The sequence below is a fragment of the Sphingomonas adhaesiva genome, assembly GCF_002374855.1.
In the GTDB taxonomy this organism is placed as follows: domain Bacteria; phylum Pseudomonadota; class Alphaproteobacteria; order Sphingomonadales; family Sphingomonadaceae; genus Sphingomonas; species Sphingomonas adhaesiva.
Map to the genome: position 1 here is coordinate 313,859 of NZ_NWVC01000002.1, position 17,908 is coordinate 331,766.

At 70.7% G+C, this 17,908-nt stretch carries 19 protein-coding genes; 8 read left to right on the forward strand and 11 right to left on the reverse strand.

The features are described 5' to 3' along the window. Positions 1–119: 119 nt before the first annotated feature. Entirely contained in the window at positions 120–668 is a 549-nt protein-coding gene (locus COA07_RS05995) for a hypothetical protein (RefSeq protein WP_066707998.1), read from the forward strand. Here COA07_RS05995 and COA07_RS06000 read toward each other — a convergent pair. Both COA07_RS06000 and xseA read right to left on the reverse strand, forming a co-directional pair. Beyond that, positions 665–868, reverse strand: a complete 204-nt coding sequence (locus COA07_RS06000; protein WP_066707990.1) for a DUF2093 domain-containing protein — start codon at positions 866–868, stop codon at positions 665–667. The genes COA07_RS05995 and COA07_RS06000 overlap by 4 nt on opposite strands. A 25-nt stretch (positions 869–893) precedes the next feature. Then, positions 894–2,333 carry an exodeoxyribonuclease VII large subunit gene (gene xseA, locus COA07_RS06005; protein WP_096640606.1) on the reverse strand — a complete coding sequence of 480 codons (1,440 nt, stop codon included), beginning with the start codon at positions 2,331–2,333 and terminating at the stop codon, positions 894–896. Between xseA and purD the strand changes: the two genes are divergently transcribed. From purD to COA07_RS06020, 3 genes are read left to right on the forward strand one after another with little or no spacing between them, the layout of a single operon-like run. Next, positions 2,332–3,591 (forward strand): phosphoribosylamine--glycine ligase, encoded by a 1,260-nt coding sequence (gene purD, locus COA07_RS06010; RefSeq protein WP_066711761.1) that lies wholly within the window; start codon positions 2,332–2,334, stop codon positions 3,589–3,591. The two genes, xseA and purD, sit on opposite strands and share 2 nt — an antisense overlap. A gap of 47 nt (positions 3,592–3,638) precedes the next feature. Next, positions 3,639–4,319 carry a hypothetical protein gene (locus tag COA07_RS06015; RefSeq protein ID WP_141396482.1) on the forward strand — a complete coding sequence of 227 codons (681 nt, stop codon included), beginning with the start codon at positions 3,639–3,641 and terminating at the stop codon, positions 4,317–4,319. After that, positions 4,316–4,771, forward strand: coding sequence for a GreA/GreB family elongation factor (locus tag COA07_RS06020; RefSeq protein ID WP_066711759.1), 456 nt, complete (start codon positions 4,316–4,318; stop codon positions 4,769–4,771). The genes COA07_RS06015 and COA07_RS06020 overlap by 4 nt, the downstream gene beginning before the upstream one ends. A 233-nt stretch (positions 4,772–5,004) precedes the next feature. Here the strand turns inward: COA07_RS06020 and COA07_RS06025 are convergent, their stop codons facing one another. Then, positions 5,005–6,300 (reverse strand): hemolysin family protein, encoded by a 1,296-nt coding sequence (locus COA07_RS06025; RefSeq protein WP_066711758.1) that lies wholly within the window; start codon positions 6,298–6,300, stop codon positions 5,005–5,007. Positions 6,301–6,444: 144 nt separating this feature from the next. Here COA07_RS06025 and COA07_RS06030 point away from each other — a divergent pair, with 144 nt between their 5' ends. Next, positions 6,445–7,134: a YiaD family glycine zipper/OmpA-like lipoprotein gene (locus COA07_RS06030; RefSeq protein ID WP_066489929.1), complete on the forward strand. Its 690-nt coding sequence runs from the start codon at positions 6,445–6,447 to the stop codon at positions 7,132–7,134. A gap of 33 nt (positions 7,135–7,167) precedes the next feature. Here COA07_RS06030 and COA07_RS06035 read toward each other — a convergent pair whose 3' ends face one another. Continuing rightward, the gene (locus tag COA07_RS06035; protein ID WP_066711757.1) at positions 7,168–7,599 is read right to left on the reverse strand and encodes a nucleoside deaminase; all 432 of its coding nucleotides are present in this window, start codon (positions 7,597–7,599) and stop codon (positions 7,168–7,170) included. Between the two features lie 74 nt (positions 7,600–7,673). Continuing rightward, positions 7,674–7,901: a hypothetical protein gene (locus tag COA07_RS06040; RefSeq protein ID WP_066711756.1), complete on the reverse strand. Its 228-nt coding sequence runs from the start codon at positions 7,899–7,901 to the stop codon at positions 7,674–7,676. A gap of 144 nt (positions 7,902–8,045) precedes the next feature. On the opposite strand from COA07_RS06040, the gene rpmB reads away from it, so the two are divergent. Continuing rightward, entirely contained in the window at positions 8,046–8,342 is a 297-nt protein-coding gene (gene rpmB, locus COA07_RS06045; protein WP_066711755.1) for a 50S ribosomal protein L28, read from the forward strand. Between the two features lie 77 nt (positions 8,343–8,419). Here rpmB and COA07_RS06050 read toward each other — a convergent pair whose 3' ends face one another. Next, on the reverse strand, positions 8,420–9,382 hold the full coding sequence (locus tag COA07_RS06050; RefSeq protein WP_066712089.1) for an esterase-like activity of phytase family protein: 963 nt from the start codon (positions 9,380–9,382) through the stop codon (positions 8,420–8,422). Between the two features lie 147 nt (positions 9,383–9,529). Between COA07_RS06050 and COA07_RS06055 the strand changes: the two genes are divergently transcribed. Then, positions 9,530–9,883, forward strand: coding sequence for a glycine zipper 2TM domain-containing protein (locus COA07_RS06055; protein WP_066712087.1), 354 nt, complete (start codon positions 9,530–9,532; stop codon positions 9,881–9,883). Between the two features lie 385 nt (positions 9,884–10,268). On the opposite strand, the gene COA07_RS06060 is transcribed toward COA07_RS06055, so the two are convergent. The 5 genes from COA07_RS06060 to COA07_RS06080 all read right to left on the reverse strand — a co-directional run bounded on the left by COA07_RS06060 (position 10,269) and on the right by COA07_RS06080 (position 16,946). Beyond that, positions 10,269–11,051 (reverse strand): thioesterase family protein, encoded by a 783-nt coding sequence (locus tag COA07_RS06060; protein ID WP_066712091.1) that lies wholly within the window; start codon positions 11,049–11,051, stop codon positions 10,269–10,271. A 142-nt stretch (positions 11,052–11,193) separates the two neighbouring features. Beyond that, entirely contained in the window at positions 11,194–11,916 is a 723-nt protein-coding gene (phbB, locus tag COA07_RS06065) for an acetoacetyl-CoA reductase (RefSeq protein WP_066712085.1), read from the reverse strand. A gap of 31 nt (positions 11,917–11,947) precedes the next feature. Next, complete coding sequence (hemH, locus tag COA07_RS06070) at positions 11,948–12,952, reverse strand: ferrochelatase (RefSeq protein WP_066712083.1); 1,005 nt, start codon at positions 12,950–12,952, stop codon at positions 11,948–11,950. After that, positions 12,949–15,180 carry a xanthine dehydrogenase family protein molybdopterin-binding subunit gene (locus tag COA07_RS06075; protein ID WP_096640608.1) on the reverse strand — a complete coding sequence of 744 codons (2,232 nt, stop codon included), beginning with the start codon at positions 15,178–15,180 and terminating at the stop codon, positions 12,949–12,951. The genes hemH and COA07_RS06075 overlap by 4 nt, the downstream gene beginning before the upstream one ends. Before the next feature lie 65 nt (positions 15,181–15,245). Beyond that, a complete protein-coding gene (locus COA07_RS06080) occupies positions 15,246–16,946 on the reverse strand; it encodes a class I adenylate-forming enzyme family protein (protein WP_066709487.1) in 1,701 nt (566 codons plus the stop codon). A gap of 77 nt (positions 16,947–17,023) precedes the next feature. On the opposite strand from COA07_RS06080, the gene lgt reads away from it, so the two are divergent. Further along, a complete protein-coding gene (gene lgt, locus COA07_RS06085) occupies positions 17,024–17,902 on the forward strand; it encodes a prolipoprotein diacylglyceryl transferase (protein ID WP_066709484.1) in 879 nt (292 codons plus the stop codon). The last annotated feature ends 6 nt before the right edge of the window (positions 17,903–17,908 follow it).

Here is a 17,908-nt window from a genome sequence, read left to right on the forward strand (position 1 = left end):
CATGTGTCATGCCATAGCCACATTTTTCGCACGGGTGTTACATGTTGGTCACACAGTCGACTTGCCGGTGCCGATGACGCGACCTACGGCGCGCAGCACGTGGTTCGGGAGAGACAGGGATGACCGGGAAGCTGATTGTAGGAGCCGTCGCGCTGGCGACCATCGCCTGCCCCTCGCTGGCGGCCGCGCAGGACCGCGCGACCGATGGCGGCGCGACGCGCGTGCTGGCGTCCTTTGCCGAATGCCGCCGCATCGCCGCGGCCGACGCGCGGCTGGCGTGTTTCGACAAGGCGAGCGCGGCGCTGGAGCAGGCGGTGGCAGCGCGGGACGTGCGGATCGTCGATCGCGGCGACGTGCGCAAGGCGCGGCGCTCGCTGTTCGGGCTGAACCTGCCGTCGCTGGGCATCTTCGGCGGCGGCGACGGCGACAAGGACGACGAGCGCGAGGCGTTCACGGAGATCAACAGCACGGTCCAGGCCGCGCGCGCCGGCCCCAACGGGCGCGGCGAGATCGTGCTGGCCGACGAAGGCCATCCGGTGTGGCAGACCACCGATGCGATGAACTTCCTGCCGCGCGCCGGCGCCAAGGTGCGCGTCCGGCGCGGTGCGATGGGCGGCTATTTCATCAACGTCGACAGCCGCAGCTATCGCGCCATTCGCCTGCGTTAGCGCGCGGGCGCCATTTCCTGCGCGGCGATCGCGGCGCTGGCGAACGGGCGCTGGGTGGCGACGTCCCAATAGCGCAGGTCCTCCAGCGCGATGCGCGCGCCGGTGACCGCGCACGGCACGTGATCGCCGGGCGACAGGATGCGGAAGCCGTTGGCCATGTAATGGATCCTGGCGGCGCGGTCGGCGTGGGACATCAGCATCGGTCAACGAACCTTCGAACGGGGATCACAGCAGCCGCGGCTGCGCGGTACCGGGGTCGGGATAGGCTCGCGCGGGCTTGCGCTCAACCTTCGGCGTCGGCGGCACGGCGGTGCCATCGCCATCCTCTACCCGCGCCGCCACCGCGCCGTCGCGGAAGCGCAGGCGGATCGCGCCGGCCGCGCGCGCGGCGGCGGCGGTGGTCAGCGTCGCGCCGTCCTGCCCCTCCACCCGCGCATAGCCGCGCTCCAGGATCCGGTCGGGGTTGAGGCTGTCGACCAGCCGGCCGACGTCCGCCAGCCGCGCGCGCGCCGCCTCCACGCGCCGTGCCAGCGTCGCGGGGCGGATCGCGCCGCCCGCGCGGTCCAGCTCGCCGCGCGCGCGCGTGACGCGGCGTTCCAGCCCGCGGTCGAGCCGGCCGCCCAGGTCATCGAGCCGCTGGCGCTGCGGCCCCAGCAGGCGGTCGCGCGCCGGCAGCACGCGCGCCAGCGCCTCCAGCCGCTCGCGCCCGCGCTCAACATAGCGGCGCGCGCAGCGTTCGGTGCGGTTGGCCATCGCGTCGAGCGACAGGCGCAACTCCGCCAGCACCGGCACCGCGATCTCCGCCGCTGCGGTGGGCGTGGGCGCGCGCAGGTCGGCGGCGTGATCGCACAAGGTGGTGTCGGTCTCGTGTCCCACCGCCGAGATGATCGGGATCGTGCAGGCCGCGACCGCGCGCACCACCGCTTCCTCGTTGAAGGCCCACAGATCCTCGATCGAGCCGCCGCCGCGCGCCACGATCACCAGGTCGGGGCGCCGCACGGGGCCGCTGCCGCCCACGGGCAGCGCGTCGAAGCCGCGCACCGCCGCGGCGACCTCCTCCGCCGCGCCCTGCCCCTGCACCTTCACCGGCCAGACGACGACATGCGTCGGGCAGCGATCCTCCAGCCGGTGGAGGATGTCGCGGATCACGGCGCCGGTCGGCGAGGTGACGACCCCGATGGTGCGCGGCATGAACGGCAGCGGCTTCTTCGCGGCGCGGTCGAACAGCCCCTCCGCCGCCAGCTTCGCCTTCAGCTTTTCCAGCAGCGCCATCAGCGCGCCGGCACCGGCCAGCTCCATCCGGTCGATGACGATCTGGTATTTCGAGCGGCCGGGATAGGTCGTCAGGCGCCCGGTCGCGACCACCTCCACCCCGTCCTCCGGGTGGAAGGCGAGGCCCGCGGCGCTGCCTTTCCACATCACTCCGTCGATCACTGCGGCATCGTCCTTCAGGCACAGGTATACGTGGCCGGACGCGGCGCGCTTGTACCCCGAAATCTCGCCGCGCAGGCGGACATGGCCGAATTCGCCCTCAACCATCCGCTTCAGCCGGCCCGACAGTTCGCTGACGCTGAGCGCCATCGCATTGTCGCCGGGCATCGCCTCGGCTACCAGCCGCCCCGCCCCGCTGTCGTGGGGGTGGGTATCGTAAAGGGGGTCGGCCATGAACATCCTGCTGGTGGGGTCTGGGGGCCGCGAGCATGCGCTCGCGTGGAAACTCGCGCAGTCGCCGCTTCTCGATACGCTGTTCGCCGCGCCGGGCAACCCCGGCATCGCGCAACATGCGACGATCGCCGAGCTGGACGTGGCGGATCACCGCGCGGTGATCGATTTCGTCCGCCGCCAGCAGATCGGGCTGGTGGTCGTCGGCCCCGAAGGCCCGCTGGTAGACGGGCTGGCCGACAATATCCGCGCGATCGGCGTGCCGGTGTTCGGGCCGGGGCGTGAGGCCGCGCGGCTGGAAGGGTCGAAGGGCTTCACCAAGGATCTGTGCGCCCGCGTCGGCATCCCCACCGCGCGCTATTTCCGCGTCACCTCGCGCGACGGCGCGCTCGCCTGCCTCGACGATTTCGGCGACACCTGCGTCATCAAGGCCGATGGCCTGGCCGCGGGCAAGGGCGTGGTGGTGGCCGACACCCGCGCCCAGGCGGAGGCGGCGATCCGCGACCTGTACGCCAACGGCCCGGTCGAGGCGGTGATCGAGGAGCGGCTGGAGGGACCGGAGGCCAGCCTGTTCGTCCTGTCCGACGGCAGCGCGACCGCGGTGTTCGGATCGGCGCAGGACCACAAGCGCGTCGGCGACGGCGATACCGGCCCGAACACCGGCGGCATGGGCGCGTACAGCCCCGCGCTGGTGCTGACCCCGGAGCTGGAGGAACGCGCGCTGGGCGAGATCGTGCGCCCGACCATCGACGCGCTGGCCGCCGCCGGCACCCCCTATGTCGGCGTCCTGTACGCCGGGCTGATGCTGACCGCCGAGGGGCCGAAGCTGATCGAATATAACGTGCGGTTCGGCGACCCGGAGTGCCAGGTGCTGATGATGCGCTTCGCCGGGGATCTGGCCGAGGTACTGCTGGCGGTGGCGGAGGGGCGGCTGGCCGACCTGCCCGCCCCCGCCTTCGCCGACGATGCCGCGCTGACCGTGGTGATGGCCGCGAACGGCTATCCCGGCACCCCGGAACAGGGCGGCGCGATCGGCGGCATTACGGCGGCAGAACGAGATGGCGCGGTCGCCTTCCAGGCGGGCACCGCGCTGCACGGCGAGCAGCTGGTCGCCTCCGGTGGGCGCGTGCTGGCGGTCACCGCGACCGGTGCTGACATCGCCGCGGCGCAACGCGCGGCCTATGCCGCGGTCGATGCGATCGACTTCCCGACCGGATTCTTCCGCCGCGATATCGGAGCCAAGGCGGTCGACAAAGGTTGATCTCTCCCGGTACGTCTAACAGGCGGCACGTCTAACAGGATGCCCAGATGAATTCAGGCAGCTTCTCTCTCGAACCGGTGTCGCAGGACGGCGTGCTGGTCACGATCGCGCTGGTCGTCGTCGCCATTGCCGCGATCCTGACGGTCATCGCGATGATCGTCGGCGCCCGCAACAAGCGCGCGCGCCGGGCGGCGGAGGCGGACGAGCAACAGCGTATCGCCGACCTGAAGGCCGATGGCGTCGAGGCGTCGCCGCCCGCGGGTATCCCTGCCCCTGCTCCTGCCCCTGCCCCGGTAGCGGCACCCATCGCACCTGCCGAAGAACCGTCGACGGAACCGATGCTGTCCGACGGACCGGCAACCGAGGCGCCGCTCGCCGACGAACCGATCGCCGCCGCCGCGCCGCTGGACGCGACGCCCGCGAGCATCGCCGCGGATGCGCCTTCCCCGGCCTCCGCGACCGCTGCGGCCCCTTCCGCGGACCCCGGCGCGCAGCCGGTGTCGCTGCTGAAGGGGCTTGGCCCCAAGATCGCCGCGCGCCTCGCCGACCTGGGCATCACCCGCGTCGACCAGCTGGCGTGGATCGACGATGCCGAGGCCGCCGAATTGGACGCGCAGCTGTCGCCGTTCGAGGGGCGGATGGAGCGTGATCGCTGGCGCGAACAGGCCCGGCTGCTCGCCGGCGGCAACCGCGCCGCCTATGAGGCACAGTTCGGGAAGCTGGGATGAGCGTCGCCTTCCGCCGCGAAAGCGACGATGAGCATCTGGAGCCGCGCTTCGAACTGCCGATCCCGCCCGGGCCCAATCTGGTGACGTCGCGCGGGCGGGCGCTGATCGACGAGCGTATTGCCCTGCTGGAAGCCTCGCTGCCGGACGCGGCAGATGAGGAGGCGGCCAAGCGCATCCAGCGCGACCTGCGCTATTGGAAGACGCGCCGTGCCACCGCGATCGAGACCGCCGCCCGCACCGACGGCATCGTCGGCTTCGGATCGCGCGTGACGTTCCGGATGGCCGGCACGGAGCGGACCGCGACGCTGGTCGGCGACGACGAAGCCGATCCGGCGGCCGGGCTGCTGTCCTTCTCCGCCCCCCTGCCCCGCGCGCTGATGGGCGCCGAGGCGGGCGAGACGATCGCGTTCAACGGGCGCGAGGATGCGATCGAGGTGATCGCGGTCGGTTGAACGGGCGGGAACGGGGCGAGCACCTAAGCCGACGTCGGAGAAACTGGCGACGCATGCCGCCTGAGAGTCGGCAACCCGGAATTGTTAGTGGTTGCTGCGAAGGTCGGTCTTCTTGCGTCATCCCATCCGTCACCCGGGTGAAGGCCGGAGTTCATGTTGGCACAGATTGATATAAGGCTCGAATACGTCCCGGTTACAGGCCAATGGATCGCCGCGCTGCGCCGCCCCAGCCCTCAAGCCTCGCTGACCAGCAGCTTATCGATGCGGCGGCCGTCCAGGTCGACCACCTCGAACTTCCAGCCCTGTTCCTCGAAGCTTTCGCCCTCCGCCGGCAGCTTGCGGAATACCGCCAGCGCGAGACCGGCGACGGTCGCGTAATCGCGATCCTCGGGCAGGTCGATGCCCAGCCGTTCGGCCAGCGCGTCCGCCGCCATCGTGCCCGCGACCAGCAGCGATCCGTCGTCGCGCTCGACCACGTTCGGCCCCTCGCCCGGTTCGGCATCCGACGCGAATTCCCCGGCGATCGCGGCGAGCAGGTCGGCGGGGGTCACCACGCCTTCGAAATGGCCGTATTCGTCGTGGATCAGCGCCATCGGCACCTCGGCACGGCGCAGCGCGTCGAGCGCGTCCATCGCGTCGATCTGGTCGACCACCACCGGCGCCTTGCGGGTCAGCTTCGCCAGATCCAGCGTCTCGCCGCGGAACAGCGCCGTCGCGACGTCGCGCGCCTGCACCACGCCGACGACGGCGTCGATCGACCCCCGCGCCACCGGCAGGCGGCTGTGCGGGGTGGACAGCAGCTTCTGGCGGATTCCGGCATCGTCCAGCGCGATGTCCAGCCAGTCGACCTCCGTCCGCGGGGTCATCACCTCGCGCACCGGGCGATCGGCGAGCCGCACGACGCCGGAGATGATCGAGCGTTCATGCTCCTCGATCACGCCCGACTTGCTCGCCTCCGCGACGATCAGGTGCAGTTCCTCGGCGGTCACCTGATCCTCGCTCTCGCGGTTGAGGCCCAGGATGCGGAACGCCAGCGCACTGGTCGAATCGAGCAGCCACACCAGCGGCTTGGTGATGACCGCCAGCCACGTCATCGGCACCGCGACCAGCGCCGCAACCGGTTCCGGCTTGCGCAGTGCGAACTGCTTGGGGACCAGCTCGCCGATGATGAGCGAGGCATAGGTCGTCAGCCCGATGACGATCACGAAACCCAGATTGTCCGCCAGCTTCGCCGAAAGGCCCAGCGCCTCCAGCCGCGCGACCGTCGGCGTGCCCAGGCTGGCGCCCGAATAGGCGCCGGTGCCGATACCGATCAGCGTGATGCCGATCTGCACCGTCGACAGGAACTTGCCGGGATCGGCGGCCAGCTCCAGCGCAGAGGCCGCGCCGCGCTTGCCAGCGCGGGCCATCGCCTCCAGCCGCGCCTTTCGCGACGACACGATCGCCAGTTCGCTCATGGCGAACACGCCGTTGAGAGCAACCAGCGCCAGGATGATGACGACGTCGAACCAGGGGAACGGCGGTAGCATGATGCATGGCCCTCTTGGCGCGAAACGGCGCGCGCGACAATCGGTAATTCGCGCCCGCCGCGCGTCAGGCGCCGTTCAGTCCGGCCCCGGAACAATATCCGACCGATCCAAGTTAGATCGGCACGATAGGGAAAGGGACGTGAGATGAAGATGTCGTCGAAGCTGCTGGCCGCCGCCGCCACGCTGTCGCTGGTGAGCGTGTCGGCGTGCACCACCGACCCGGACACGGGCGAGCGCCGCATCTCGAAGACCGCGATCGGCGGGATCGGCGGCGCGCTCGGCGGGTATCTGCTCGGCGACCTGGTCGGCGGGCGTCAGGACCGGACGGAAAAGATCCTGGGCGCGGGCATCGGCGGCATCGCCGGCGCCGCGGTCGGATCGTACATGGACAAGCAGGAGCGCGAGATGCGGGCGCGCACCGCGGGCACCGACGTGCAGGTGGTGCGGCAGGGCGACGACCTGCTGCTCAACATCCCGTCGGGCATCAACTTCGCGTACAATTCGGCGAACGTCGAACCGCAGTTCCGCGCCACGCTCGACCGCGTCGCGGGCGTGCTGAGCGAATATAACCAGAGCTATATCGACGTGTACGGCCACACCGATTCGACCGGCAGCGACGCGTACAACCAGACGCTGTCGGAACGTCGCGCGGCGTCGGTGGCGGATTACCTGTCGAGCCACGGCGTCCAGGCGGCACGGATCGCGACGCGCGGCTTCGGCGAGACGCAGCCGATCGCCTCTAACGAGACCGAGGAAGGGCGCGCGGCCAACCGCCGGGTGGAGATCAAGATCGTGCCGGTGTCGCAGAACGACCTGCCGCCGCGCCGCTACTGACCCGTCCCGTACGGCGGCGGCGATGGCGACCCGCTATCGCCGCCGCTGTGCGAAGAAATCGCGCAGCAGCGCCGCGCCCTGCTGCGCGCCGATGCCGGGGAACACCTCGGGCCGGTGATGGCAGGTCGGCTGTGCGAAGAAGCGGGGACCGTGTTCGACCGCACCGCCCTTCGGATCGTTTGTGCCGTAATATAGCCGGGCGATGCGGGCGTGCGCGATCGCGCCAGCGCACATCGCGCACGGCTCCAGAGTCACCCACAGATCGCAATCGGTCAGCCGGTCCTTGCCCAATACGCGTGCCGCCTCGCGAATCGCGAGCATCTCGGCATGGGCGGTGGGATCGCGCAGCGCGCGCGGGGCGTTGCCGGCGACCGCGACGATGCGGCCATCCAGCACCACCGCCGCGCCGACCGGCACCTCGCCCGCGGCACCGGCGTCGCGCGCGGCATTCAGCGCGGCGCGCATCGGGGCGGGGAGCGGGAACATGCCCCCCGCCTAGCCCGGCGGAGGGGCCGCCGCCAGCCTTGCGGTATCCCGCGTCAGTTCTTCTCGCCCGGCTTCTGCACCTCGACCGCGGGCACCTCGACGGTCTTCTTCTCGGTGCCGACCGTCACCTTGGCGACGTCGGCGTTGAATTTCGGCGCCTGCCCGCCCTCGAGTCGCGGCAGCTGCGCGGTCTGCGTCTGGTCGAACCGCACGAAGCCCAGCATCATCGCAGCCAGCACCACCAGCGCGGCTACACCCACCAATACCAGAAGCGTGCGCATGTGATATTCCTCCCGTCACGGCTTGATTCGCTGCCGCAACAACGCCGCCAGCTGGCCGGGGTTGCACCATCCCGCGCTTGACGTTGGGCGGATCGCGCGGTAGTGGCGCCGACTTTCCGGGCAACCGAATTCAGGATCACACACATGTCGCGCATCTGCGAGCTGACCGGCAAGGGCCGGCAGGTGGGTAACAACGTTTCCCACGCCAACAACAAGACCAAGCGCACGTTCCTGCCGAACCTGCAGAACGTAACGCTGCTGTCCGACACGCTGGAGCGGTCGATCAAGCTGCGCGTGTCGACGCACGGCCTGCGCTCGGTCGAGCACAATGGCGGCCTCGACAACTGGCTGGTCAAGACCTCCGACGACAAGCTGTCGCTGAAGGCGCGCCGCCTGAAGCGCGACGTCGTGAAGAAGCGCGCCGCCGCCACCGCGGCGTAAAACGCGCCTGCCCGTTCGCGATCCGACGCGGCCCGCCAGCGCATGAGTGCCGGCGGGCCGCTTCGCATGTCCGGCGTTCATTCGATAAGCCGAAACTTGGCGAGGATGGTGCGGCGGTAGAAGGCGACGTCATTGTCGGTGACGAGCCAGATCATCGTCGTCCCGCGCTCACGCGTGACCGCGACCCCTTCGACATTCTCGCCGCCGACCTCCGGCCCCAGAGTCGCAATGATCCGTCCGCGCAGCACTCCGTCCGCGCGCAGCTGCGCCGCGGGCACACGCACCAGCACGGCGGCGAATCGCAGCGGGAAGTGCCAGCGGCGGTTGACGACGATCAGGTCGCCGTCGGGCAGCAGCGCGGCGTCGCTGGGAACCGATCCGGGCGGCGGGAAGTAGCGCAGCGTCGCGACGCGCGTGCCCGGAAGGGCGGGATCGCCGGCGAACAGCAGCGCCTCATGCCCCGGCGGCTCGCGCCGTCCGCGCCCTTCGCGAATCACCAGGAAGCGGCCGTCCGGCAAACGCACCAGCGATTCGGCGCCGGTATTGTCGGGCCAGCGCGTCATCGCGGGCGGGACGTGATGCGCCTGGGCAGTCAGATCGGGGGCGTAGCGCCAGATGGCGTTGGCGCGCTCATAGCCGATCCACATCCGGCCGGTCGCGGGGTCGACCGCCAGCGATTCGCTGTCGCGATCGGTGCGCAGCCACCCTTCCGCCGGGCCTTCGCGCAGGGTGCGCGCGCCCAGCGTCGCGATCCGCCCGCCGGCGATCCGCAGCCAGACCATGTTGCCGCCGTCGCTGAGCAGCAGCGCGCGGCCATCGCGTAGCGCCAGCGCGGAAAAGCCGCCGAACGCCGGATCGTCGGCGGACAGCGACAGCGCGCCCACCGGGACCAGATCGCCGACCCGCGCGGGCCAGCCGCCGGGCGGCGCGTAGCGGACCGCGCGCACGGTCACGTCGCCGCGGATCATCGGGCGGCGCGGATCGCCGCTCCACGGCGGGACCAGCGCCAGCACGGCGACAAGGGCGATCGGCCAGCGCATCACCCGCGCTGTAGCGCCCCCGCCGCATCAAAAAAGGATGAACCGCGGATAACGGACACATTCAGGGTCGGCTCAAGGCGACTCGGCGATAACCGCAACATCGACGGGGAAGCCCGCCGACCGGAACAGGAATACGGGAGAACGACCATGTTCAAGAATCTCGCCCTTGCCGGTGCCGCGCTTGCGATGGGCACCGCCGCCGTTGCGCCGACCGCTGCCGATGCGCAGCGCTATTACGGCGACCGCTACCAGCGGGGCTATTACGATCAGCGCGACTATCGCAGCTACGATCGTCGCGGCTACGACCGTCGTTACAACTACAACCGCCGCTGCTCGAACGGCACGACCGGCACCATCGTCGGCGCGATCGCCGGCGGCCTGCTGGGCCGCGCGATCGACACCCGCGGCGACCGGACGCTCGGCACGGTGCTGGGCGGCGTCGGCGGCGCGGTGGCGGGTAACGCCGTCGAAAAGTCGAACAACCCGCGTTACTGCCGCTGACGCCCGCGGGCGGCGGGGCGTCCCCCGCCGCCACGCGACGTCGCCAGGACGCGCCCCCACCAGTTCAGTTTCCTCGCGTAGCGTATCGAGGGCGCAGGCCCGGTGCCGAAAGGTGCCGGGCCTGTTGTACGTTGAGCCGATCGACGACGAATGTTGTCAATGTTGAGACGCTGGCGGTCCTTTCTCATCGGGTGCCGCGGGGCGTTGCGGGTGATGTTCGGATAGCGCGCGGAGGGTGGCGTAGGACAGGTCGGACGTGGTTGGCTCCATCACCCGGACGCGTTCCGTGAGGCGATCAACCCGCAAACCAACCACTGGCAGGTACGCGGAACGGTGGATGCCGGAACAGGTCCGGCATGACGGATCGGACTGGGCGCCGCCAGCCCTAGCCGCGGCGTTCCAGCAACAGGGTCTGGACCGCGCGGCCGAAATAGCCGCGGCGGTCGGCCAGCCGGGTCATCGCCAGCGCGATGCCGTCGCCGCCGGGCCATGTTTCCGCATCGGAGAAGATCCACTCCCCCTCCGGCGCGCGCGCCAGGCTGACCGTCAGGTCGGCGTTGAGGAACGTCCAGTCCGCGAAGGGCAGCACCGGCGCGATGCCGTTGGAGAAATCGGCGACCGTCATCGCGCGTTCCAGCGGAGCAAGCGGACGGCCCGCGACGAGCGCACGGTGCTGGCGGAACCACATCCGCCCCGGCCCCAGTTCGCCGAACCCGCCGCGCACGCGGCGCATCTCGAAATTGGCGCCGAAGCCAGTCGTGCCCCCCACCCCGGCACCACCCGGCGCGACATCCTCCGGCAGGACATCGGGCAGCGGCGGCTGCGCGGCGTCGGGCAATTCGGTGTCGGCGGTGCGCAGCCGCAGGACGGTGGCGCGCGTCACCTCCGTACCCTCGGCCAGCAGGCGCACCTGCAGCAGTTGCAGCTTGCGGCCCTGGCGCAGCACCTCGACCGCGGTATCGAGGTGCGCGACGGGGACCGGGCGCAGCAGTTCCACCGTGACGCGCGCGATCCGCATCGGCGCCAGCGTGGGCACGGTTTCGGCGACATGTGCGACCAGCGCGCTGGGGGCGCCGCCGTGCTGCATCTGCGGATGCCACGGCCCGGCGGCATGCGCGGTCGCGCGATAGCCCGCGCCGTCGGGGTGGAAGATCGCGTCTTCGGTCATGACCGTCTCCGCTTTCGGGTCGCGCCGCGGCAAAGCCGCGCCGTCGGACGGGTTCGGCGATGCCGACCCGCCGGCCGTGACGGACGCTGCCCGGCGGCGTTGCCGCCAGCGCACCGGCCCGCGTGGCGCGGGCCTGCGCCCGTCAGTACATATGCTGCCCGCCGTTAATGCTGAGCGTCGATCCGGTGACGAAGCCGGCTTCCTCCGAACACAGGAAGGCGACGCCGCGCGCGATTTCCTGTGCCTGCCCCAGCCGGCCGACGGGGATCTTGGCGACGATTTTCTCCAGCACCTCGGGCGGCACGGCGGCGACCATGTCGGTGTCGATATAGCCCGGCGCGATCGCGTTGACGGTGACGCCCAGCTTCGCGCCTTCCTGCGACAGCGCCTTCGTGAAGCCGTGGATGCCACTTTTGGCCGCGGCATAATTGACCTGGCCGTACTGGCCGGCCTGGCCGTTGATCGACCCGATGTTGACGATGCGGCCCCATTTGCGATCGCGCATCCCCGGGAACACCGCCTTGGCCATGTTGAAGCAACCGCCCAGGTTGGTGTCCATGACCTCCTTCCACATCTGGTAGGTCATCTTCAGGATGGTGCCGTCGCGGGTGATGCCGGCATTGTTGACCAGCACATCGACCGGCCCCAGTTCGGCGGCGACCCGCGCCGCGCCGTCCTGGCACGCATCGTAATCGCCGACATCCCATTTGTAGGCGGCGATGCCGGTCCGCTGCGTGAAGTCGCGCGCGCGTTCGTCGTTGCCGGCGTAATTGGCGGCGACGGTCATTCCGGCATCGCGCAGCGCCACGCTGATCGCCTCGCCGATGCCGCGCGTCCCTCCCGTCACGATCGCTACCCGCGTCATTCGGCTACTCCCTCTCCTGATCGCGATCAGGCTAGAGGGGCGCGCGCCACCCTTCAAGCTCCCGTCCCAGGATCGTTCGTAACATATCAATGCCGACGGGCGTGTCGTTGAGGCACGGCAGATAGGCGAAATGCGTGCCGCCCGCCGCGACGAAGCTCTCGCGGCCGCGGATCGCCAGTTCCTCCAGCGTTTCCAGGCAATCGGCGGAGAAGCCGGGCGCGACGATCGCCACCTTGCGCACGCCCTGCGCCGGCAGCGCCTCCAGCGTGGTGTCGGTCGCCGGCTCCAGCCACTTGGCGCGGCCGAAGCGCGACTGGAACGCCACCGTCAGCGGGCGGCCCAGCCGCTCCCCCAGCAGCCGCGCGGTCTTGCGGCAATGGCAGTGATAGGGATCGCCCAGTTCCAGCGTGCGCTGCGGCATCCCGTGGAAGCTGGCGAGGATCGTATCCGGCTCGAAATCGAGCGCGGCGACCTGCGCCGCGACGCTGGCGGCGAGCGCGTCGATATAGGCCGGATCGTCGTGATAGGGCGGCAGCGTGCGGAGCGCGGGCTGCCAGCGCATCGCCGCCAGCGCGGCGAACGCCTTGTCATTGGCGGTCGCGGTGGTGGCGGCGCAATATTGCGGATAGAGCGGCGCCAGCAGGATGCGCTCGCACCCCGCCTCCTTCAACGCGCGCAGCCGGTCGCCGATCGCGGGATTGCCGTAGCGCATCGCCCAGTCGACGGTCACGCCGTCGCCGAACGCATCCTTCAGCGCCAGCGCCTGCGCGCGGGTGACCGCGGCGAGCGGCGAGCCGCCCTCGCCCCACACCTGTTGATAGGCGTGGGCGGATTTCTTCGGCCGGGTGTTGAGGATGATGCCGCGCAGGATCGGCTGCCACGCCAGTTGCGGGATTTCCACGACGCGGCGATCCGACAGGAATTCGGCGAGATAGCGTTTGACCGAGCGCGCATCGGGCGCGTCGGGGGTGCCCAGGTTGATGAGCAGGACGCCGATGCGCGGGCGCGCGACGGGGGGATGGCCGGCGGGGATCATGGAACGCTCCTGACGGGCAGATGGCGGCGCCGCTCTCCGGTGGCGGCGCGCAGGGCATTGGCGATGGCGGGGGCGACCGCGGGCACGCCCAGGTCGCTCACCCCACCCGGATCGCCCGAGGAGGCGATCAGTTCCACGGTAATCTCCGGCGACGTGGCCAGCACCGGCAGCGCCAGGTCGCCGTACATCCGCCGCGTGGCCAGCCCGTCGCGGTACGACGCGCCCGCGCCGGTCGCCAGCGCGGTGCCGAATACCAGCCCGCCCTCGATCTGCTGGCGCACGACATCGGGGTTGATCGCGCGCCCGGCATCGACCGCGGCGACCAGCCGGTCGACGACGATGCGCGCGCCCTCCTCGACATGCGCCTCCGCCAGCACCGCGATCGCGCTGCCGGCCATGGCGTGGCAGGCGATCCCCTGCCCGCTGCCGTCGACGCCGCCGCCCCAGCCGCCCAGCGCCGAGGCGGTGGTCAGGCAGCGCGCCAGCCGCGGGTCGCCGCCGAGCATCCCGATGCGATAGGACATCGGCTCGCTACCCGCGGCGCGGGCCAGTTCGTCGATGAAACATTCGGTGAAGAAGGCGGTGTAGCCGTCCGCGCCGCCGCGCAGGTGCCCGGTCGGCAGGTCGATCGCGACCGGATGGTGATCGACCGCGAACGCGGGCAGGCGATAGGGCGGGATCGCGCCCGACATCGCGTAGCGATCCGCGCCCCCCAGCAGCGGCCCTGCCAGCACCCCGGACAGGCGGCGCAGCGCATCGCCCGGCATCAGCCGCGCGGCGAGTTCGCGCCCGGTCGCGGCGACCGCGATCTGCGCATGCCAGCCCAGGATCGCGCCATTGGCGGCCAGCCGCGCGCGCATCCGCGCCTTGGCCGGCGCGCGCGCGCGGTCGTTCAGCAACGCTTCCCCGCGCGACCACATCAGTTGCACCGGGCGGCGCAACCGCTGCGCCAGCACCGCCGCCTGCGCCGCGACGTCCACTTCCAGCGCGGCGCCGAACGATCCACCGGCCTGCATCGCGTGCAGCACCACCTTGTCCGCCGACACGCCGATCGCCGCCGCCGCCGCGTCGCGCGCCAGCGAGGGTGCCTGGGTCGCGATCCACAATTCCAGCCGGCCGTTCAGCCATTGCGCGGTCGCCGCGGGAGTTTCCACCGCGGCGTGGAGCGCGGGGGCGACGGTATATTCGGCCTCCACCAGCTTCGCATCGCGGAACACCGCGTCGACGTCGCCCGCGCCGGCCAGCCGGTGGCCGTCGCCCGCCAGCGCGGCATCCAGCGCGCGCGCGATCGCGGCGTCATCGGGCAGCGCGCCGTCGGTGGAAAAACGCGGCGCCAGCGCGTCGAGCGCGCGGTTGGCGGCCCACCAGGTGATGCCCGCGGCGGCGACCCAATGGTCGGTCTGGACGATCCCCGCGACCCCCGCCACCCGCTCCGCCGCGGCGCGGTTGACCGACAGAAGGCGCGAGTGCGCGCGCGGCCCCTGCCGGATGCTGGCGAACACCATGTCGGGCAGGCGGATGTCGGCGACGAAATTGGCCGATCCGTCGGTCTTCGCCGGCGCATCGAGGCGCGGCAGCGGCTGGCCCGACAGCCGCCCTTCCTCGCCGATGCGCAGCGGCAGTTCGTCGGGCAGCGCCTCCTTCGCGGCGGCCTCCGCCAGTTCACCGAAGCGCAGCTTGCGCGCGCCGTTCACGACGAAGCCGCCGGCGGTGTCGCATTCCTGCCAGTCGGCATCCCAGCGCCGCGCCGCCGCCTTGCACAGCAGCACGCGCGCCGCCGCCCCCGCCTCGCGCAGCGGCTCCTCGAAGCGGCGCACGCTGGTGGAGGCGGCGGTCAGCATCAGCGCGTCGCGCGTCCACGCCTCGTCGCGCACCGCCTGCGGCACGTGCGACAGCGCGGTGCCGAACAGCGCGTCCGCCGCCAGCGGATTGGCGTAGAGCGGGCTGATCGGCGCGGCCTCCACCCCCACGGTGCGCCAGTCGGCGCCCAGTTCGTCGGCGACGATCTGTGCCAGCACCGACCAGGCGCCCTGCCCATGCTCGGTCTGCGGGACCGCGACGATCACCTGCCCGTCGCGCCCGATCTTCAGATAGGCGCCGAACACCGTCTCCCCCGGCGCGGCGGGCAGCGCGGGCAGATAGCGGCGCGGCCACACCGCCCAGCCGACCAGCAACCCCGCGCCGACGCCGCCGGAAACAAGCAGGGAGCGTCGGGTCAGCGCGGCCATGCGCTATCGCGTAGCGGGCGCGCGGGCGGCGGGGAAGGCGGAAAACCCGGTCAGGGTGATCGCGGTTACACCGACTCCGCGCCGACACGCTCGCGATAGGTCTTGCGCAGCGTGACCTTGTCGATCTTCTCGGTGCCCAGCCGCGGCAGCGGATCGGGGGCGATCCAGATGCGGCTGGGCACCTTGAACGCGGCGATATGCTGCGACAGGAACGCGGTCAGGTCCTCCGCCTCGACCGCGCCGGGGGTGGCCAGGTGGACGACCGCGCCGGGCACCTCGCCATAGCGTTCGTCGGGCAGACCGAACACCGCCGCCTCGGCCACTTCGGGATGCTCGTACAGCGCGGCCTCGACCTCCTGGCAGCTGATGTTCTCCCCGCCGCGGATGATGATGTCCTTCTTGCGATCGACGATGAACAGATAGCCCGCATCGTCCAGATACCCCAGGTCGCCGGTGCGGAAATAACCGTCCGCGGTGAAGGCGGCGGCGGTCGCGTCGGGGCGGCCCCAATATTCCTGGAAGCACGCGACCGAGCGGATGCACACCTCGCCCCGCTCGCCCTGCGCCACCGGGCGGCCGTCATCGTCGAGGATCGCCAGATCGACCAGCGGCGCCGAGGCGCGGCCCGCCGAATTGGGCTTCGCCAGGTAATTGCCGCGCCAGTTGCCGGTGCCGACGCCGTTCGTCTCGGTCAGGCCGTAGCCGATCAGCGGCGCGCCCTCCATCTCGGCGTCGATTCGCTTGACATGCTCGACCGGGCGCGGCGCGCCGCCCGCGGCGATATCCGTGACGGTCGACAGGTCGTAGTTCGCGCGATTGGGATGCGTCAGCATCTCGAAGCTCATCAGCGGCACGCCGACGAAATAGGTCACCTTCTCCTTGTCGATCAGGCGCATCGCCTCCTCGGCATCCCATTTGGGCATCAGCACCAGCTTGCGCCCGATCGCCAGGCTCTGCAGGAACACCGGCACCTCGGCGGTGACGTGGAACAGCGGCACGTTGAGCAAGGTCGCGGGCTGGAGCGTGCTGGTCACCCCGTCCTGCGTCGACAGCCCCAGCATCATCAGCGCCGACGCCAGATAGTTGAAGATGCCCTGCACCACCTGGAAATGCGTCGACAGCGCGCCCTTGCTCTGCCCGGTCGAGCCGGAGGTGAACAGAATCGTGGCATGGTCCGCGCCGTCGATCGCAGGCAGATCGCCGCCCTTCGCACGGGCGAACACGGGGTCGAGCGCGACTGCAAGCGGCTGGAGGTCGTCGAACGTTTCCACCGCGACATCGCCCAGCCCGGCGATCGCCGCCAGTCGGCGCGCGCGCGGCGGATCGGCGAACACCAACGTCACGCCGACGTCGCGGATCGCGCCTTCGAACTCCTCGGCCTGCCACCAGCCGTTGAGCAATGTCGCCACCCCGCCGGCCATCAGGATGCCCATGTACAGGACGATCCACGACGGCGAATTGCGCGCCGCGATGCCGATCCGCTGCCCCTTGGTCACGCCGTATCCGTCGACCAACGCATGCGCGACGCGGGTGGCGGCGTCATGCACCTGGCCGAAGGTCAGCCGTTCGTCCCCCGCGACCAGGAATTCGGTGTCGCGATGCTGCGCGCAGAAATGCGCGAAATAGGCGGTCAGCGTCGGCGGCGCGGCGGCGATATAGGGCAGCGTGCGTCCGAACCGTTCCACCTGTCCCAGCGCCAGCTGACCGCCCTCGCCCGTCAGTGCCGCCATCATGGCGTCCATCCGCTGGTCCAGTTCGGTGCGCATCGCTCTCTCCACTTGGGTTTGTTCGTTGCGGCCATTATGGAGGCGCCGATCAGAAGGGGAAAGCCTTGATCCTGCCCATGCTCGCCGCCGCGGCATCCGCCGCCGGTCCCATCCGTTTCGCCGATCTGGGGCTGCACCCGGATGTGTTCACGATCGGCTTCTTCACCCTGCGCTGGTACAGCCTGGCCTATATCGCCGGGATCGTCGTCGGCTGGTGGTATCTGCTCAAGCTTTTGGCTCAGCCGGGCGCGCCGATGGCGCGGCGCCATGCCGACGATCTGGTGTTCTACGCCACACTGGGCATCATCCTGGGCGGGCGGATCGGCTATGTCGTCTTCTACGCGCCCGAAATGCTGCTGCGGCCGCTGTCGATCCTGCGATTGTGGGACGGCGGCATGTCGTTCCACGGCGGGGTCATCGGCACGTCGCTGGGCATCATCTGGTTCGCGCGCAAGAACGGTCTGCACTGGCTGCGCATCCACGATTACGTCGCCTGCGTGGTGCCGTTCGGGCTGTTCTTCGGCCGGCTCGCCAATTTCGTGAACGGCGAATTGTGGGGCAAGCCGGCGACCGTGCCCTGGGCGATCGTGTTCGAGAATACCGTGCCCTACGGCATCCCCGAACCGGCGCGCCACCCCAGCCAGCTGTACGAGGCGGGGCTGGAGGGTATCGCGCTGTTCGTGCTGCTGTGGTTCTTCTTCTGGCGCACCAATGCGCGCTACCAGCCGGGGCGGCTGACCGGCATCTTCCTGATCGGATACGGCATCGCGCGGTTCACGGTCGAAATCTTCCGCGAGCCGGACCGCCAGCTGGTGGAATTCGCGCGCGCCACGGGCCTGCACATGGGCCAGTGGCTGTGCGTGCCGATGATCCTGGGCGGCGTCTATCTGGTTGTCACGTCGCGGGCACGCCGCGTGCGGGTGGAGGCGACCGGCGGGCTGGGCAGCGTGGCGTGAGCGCGG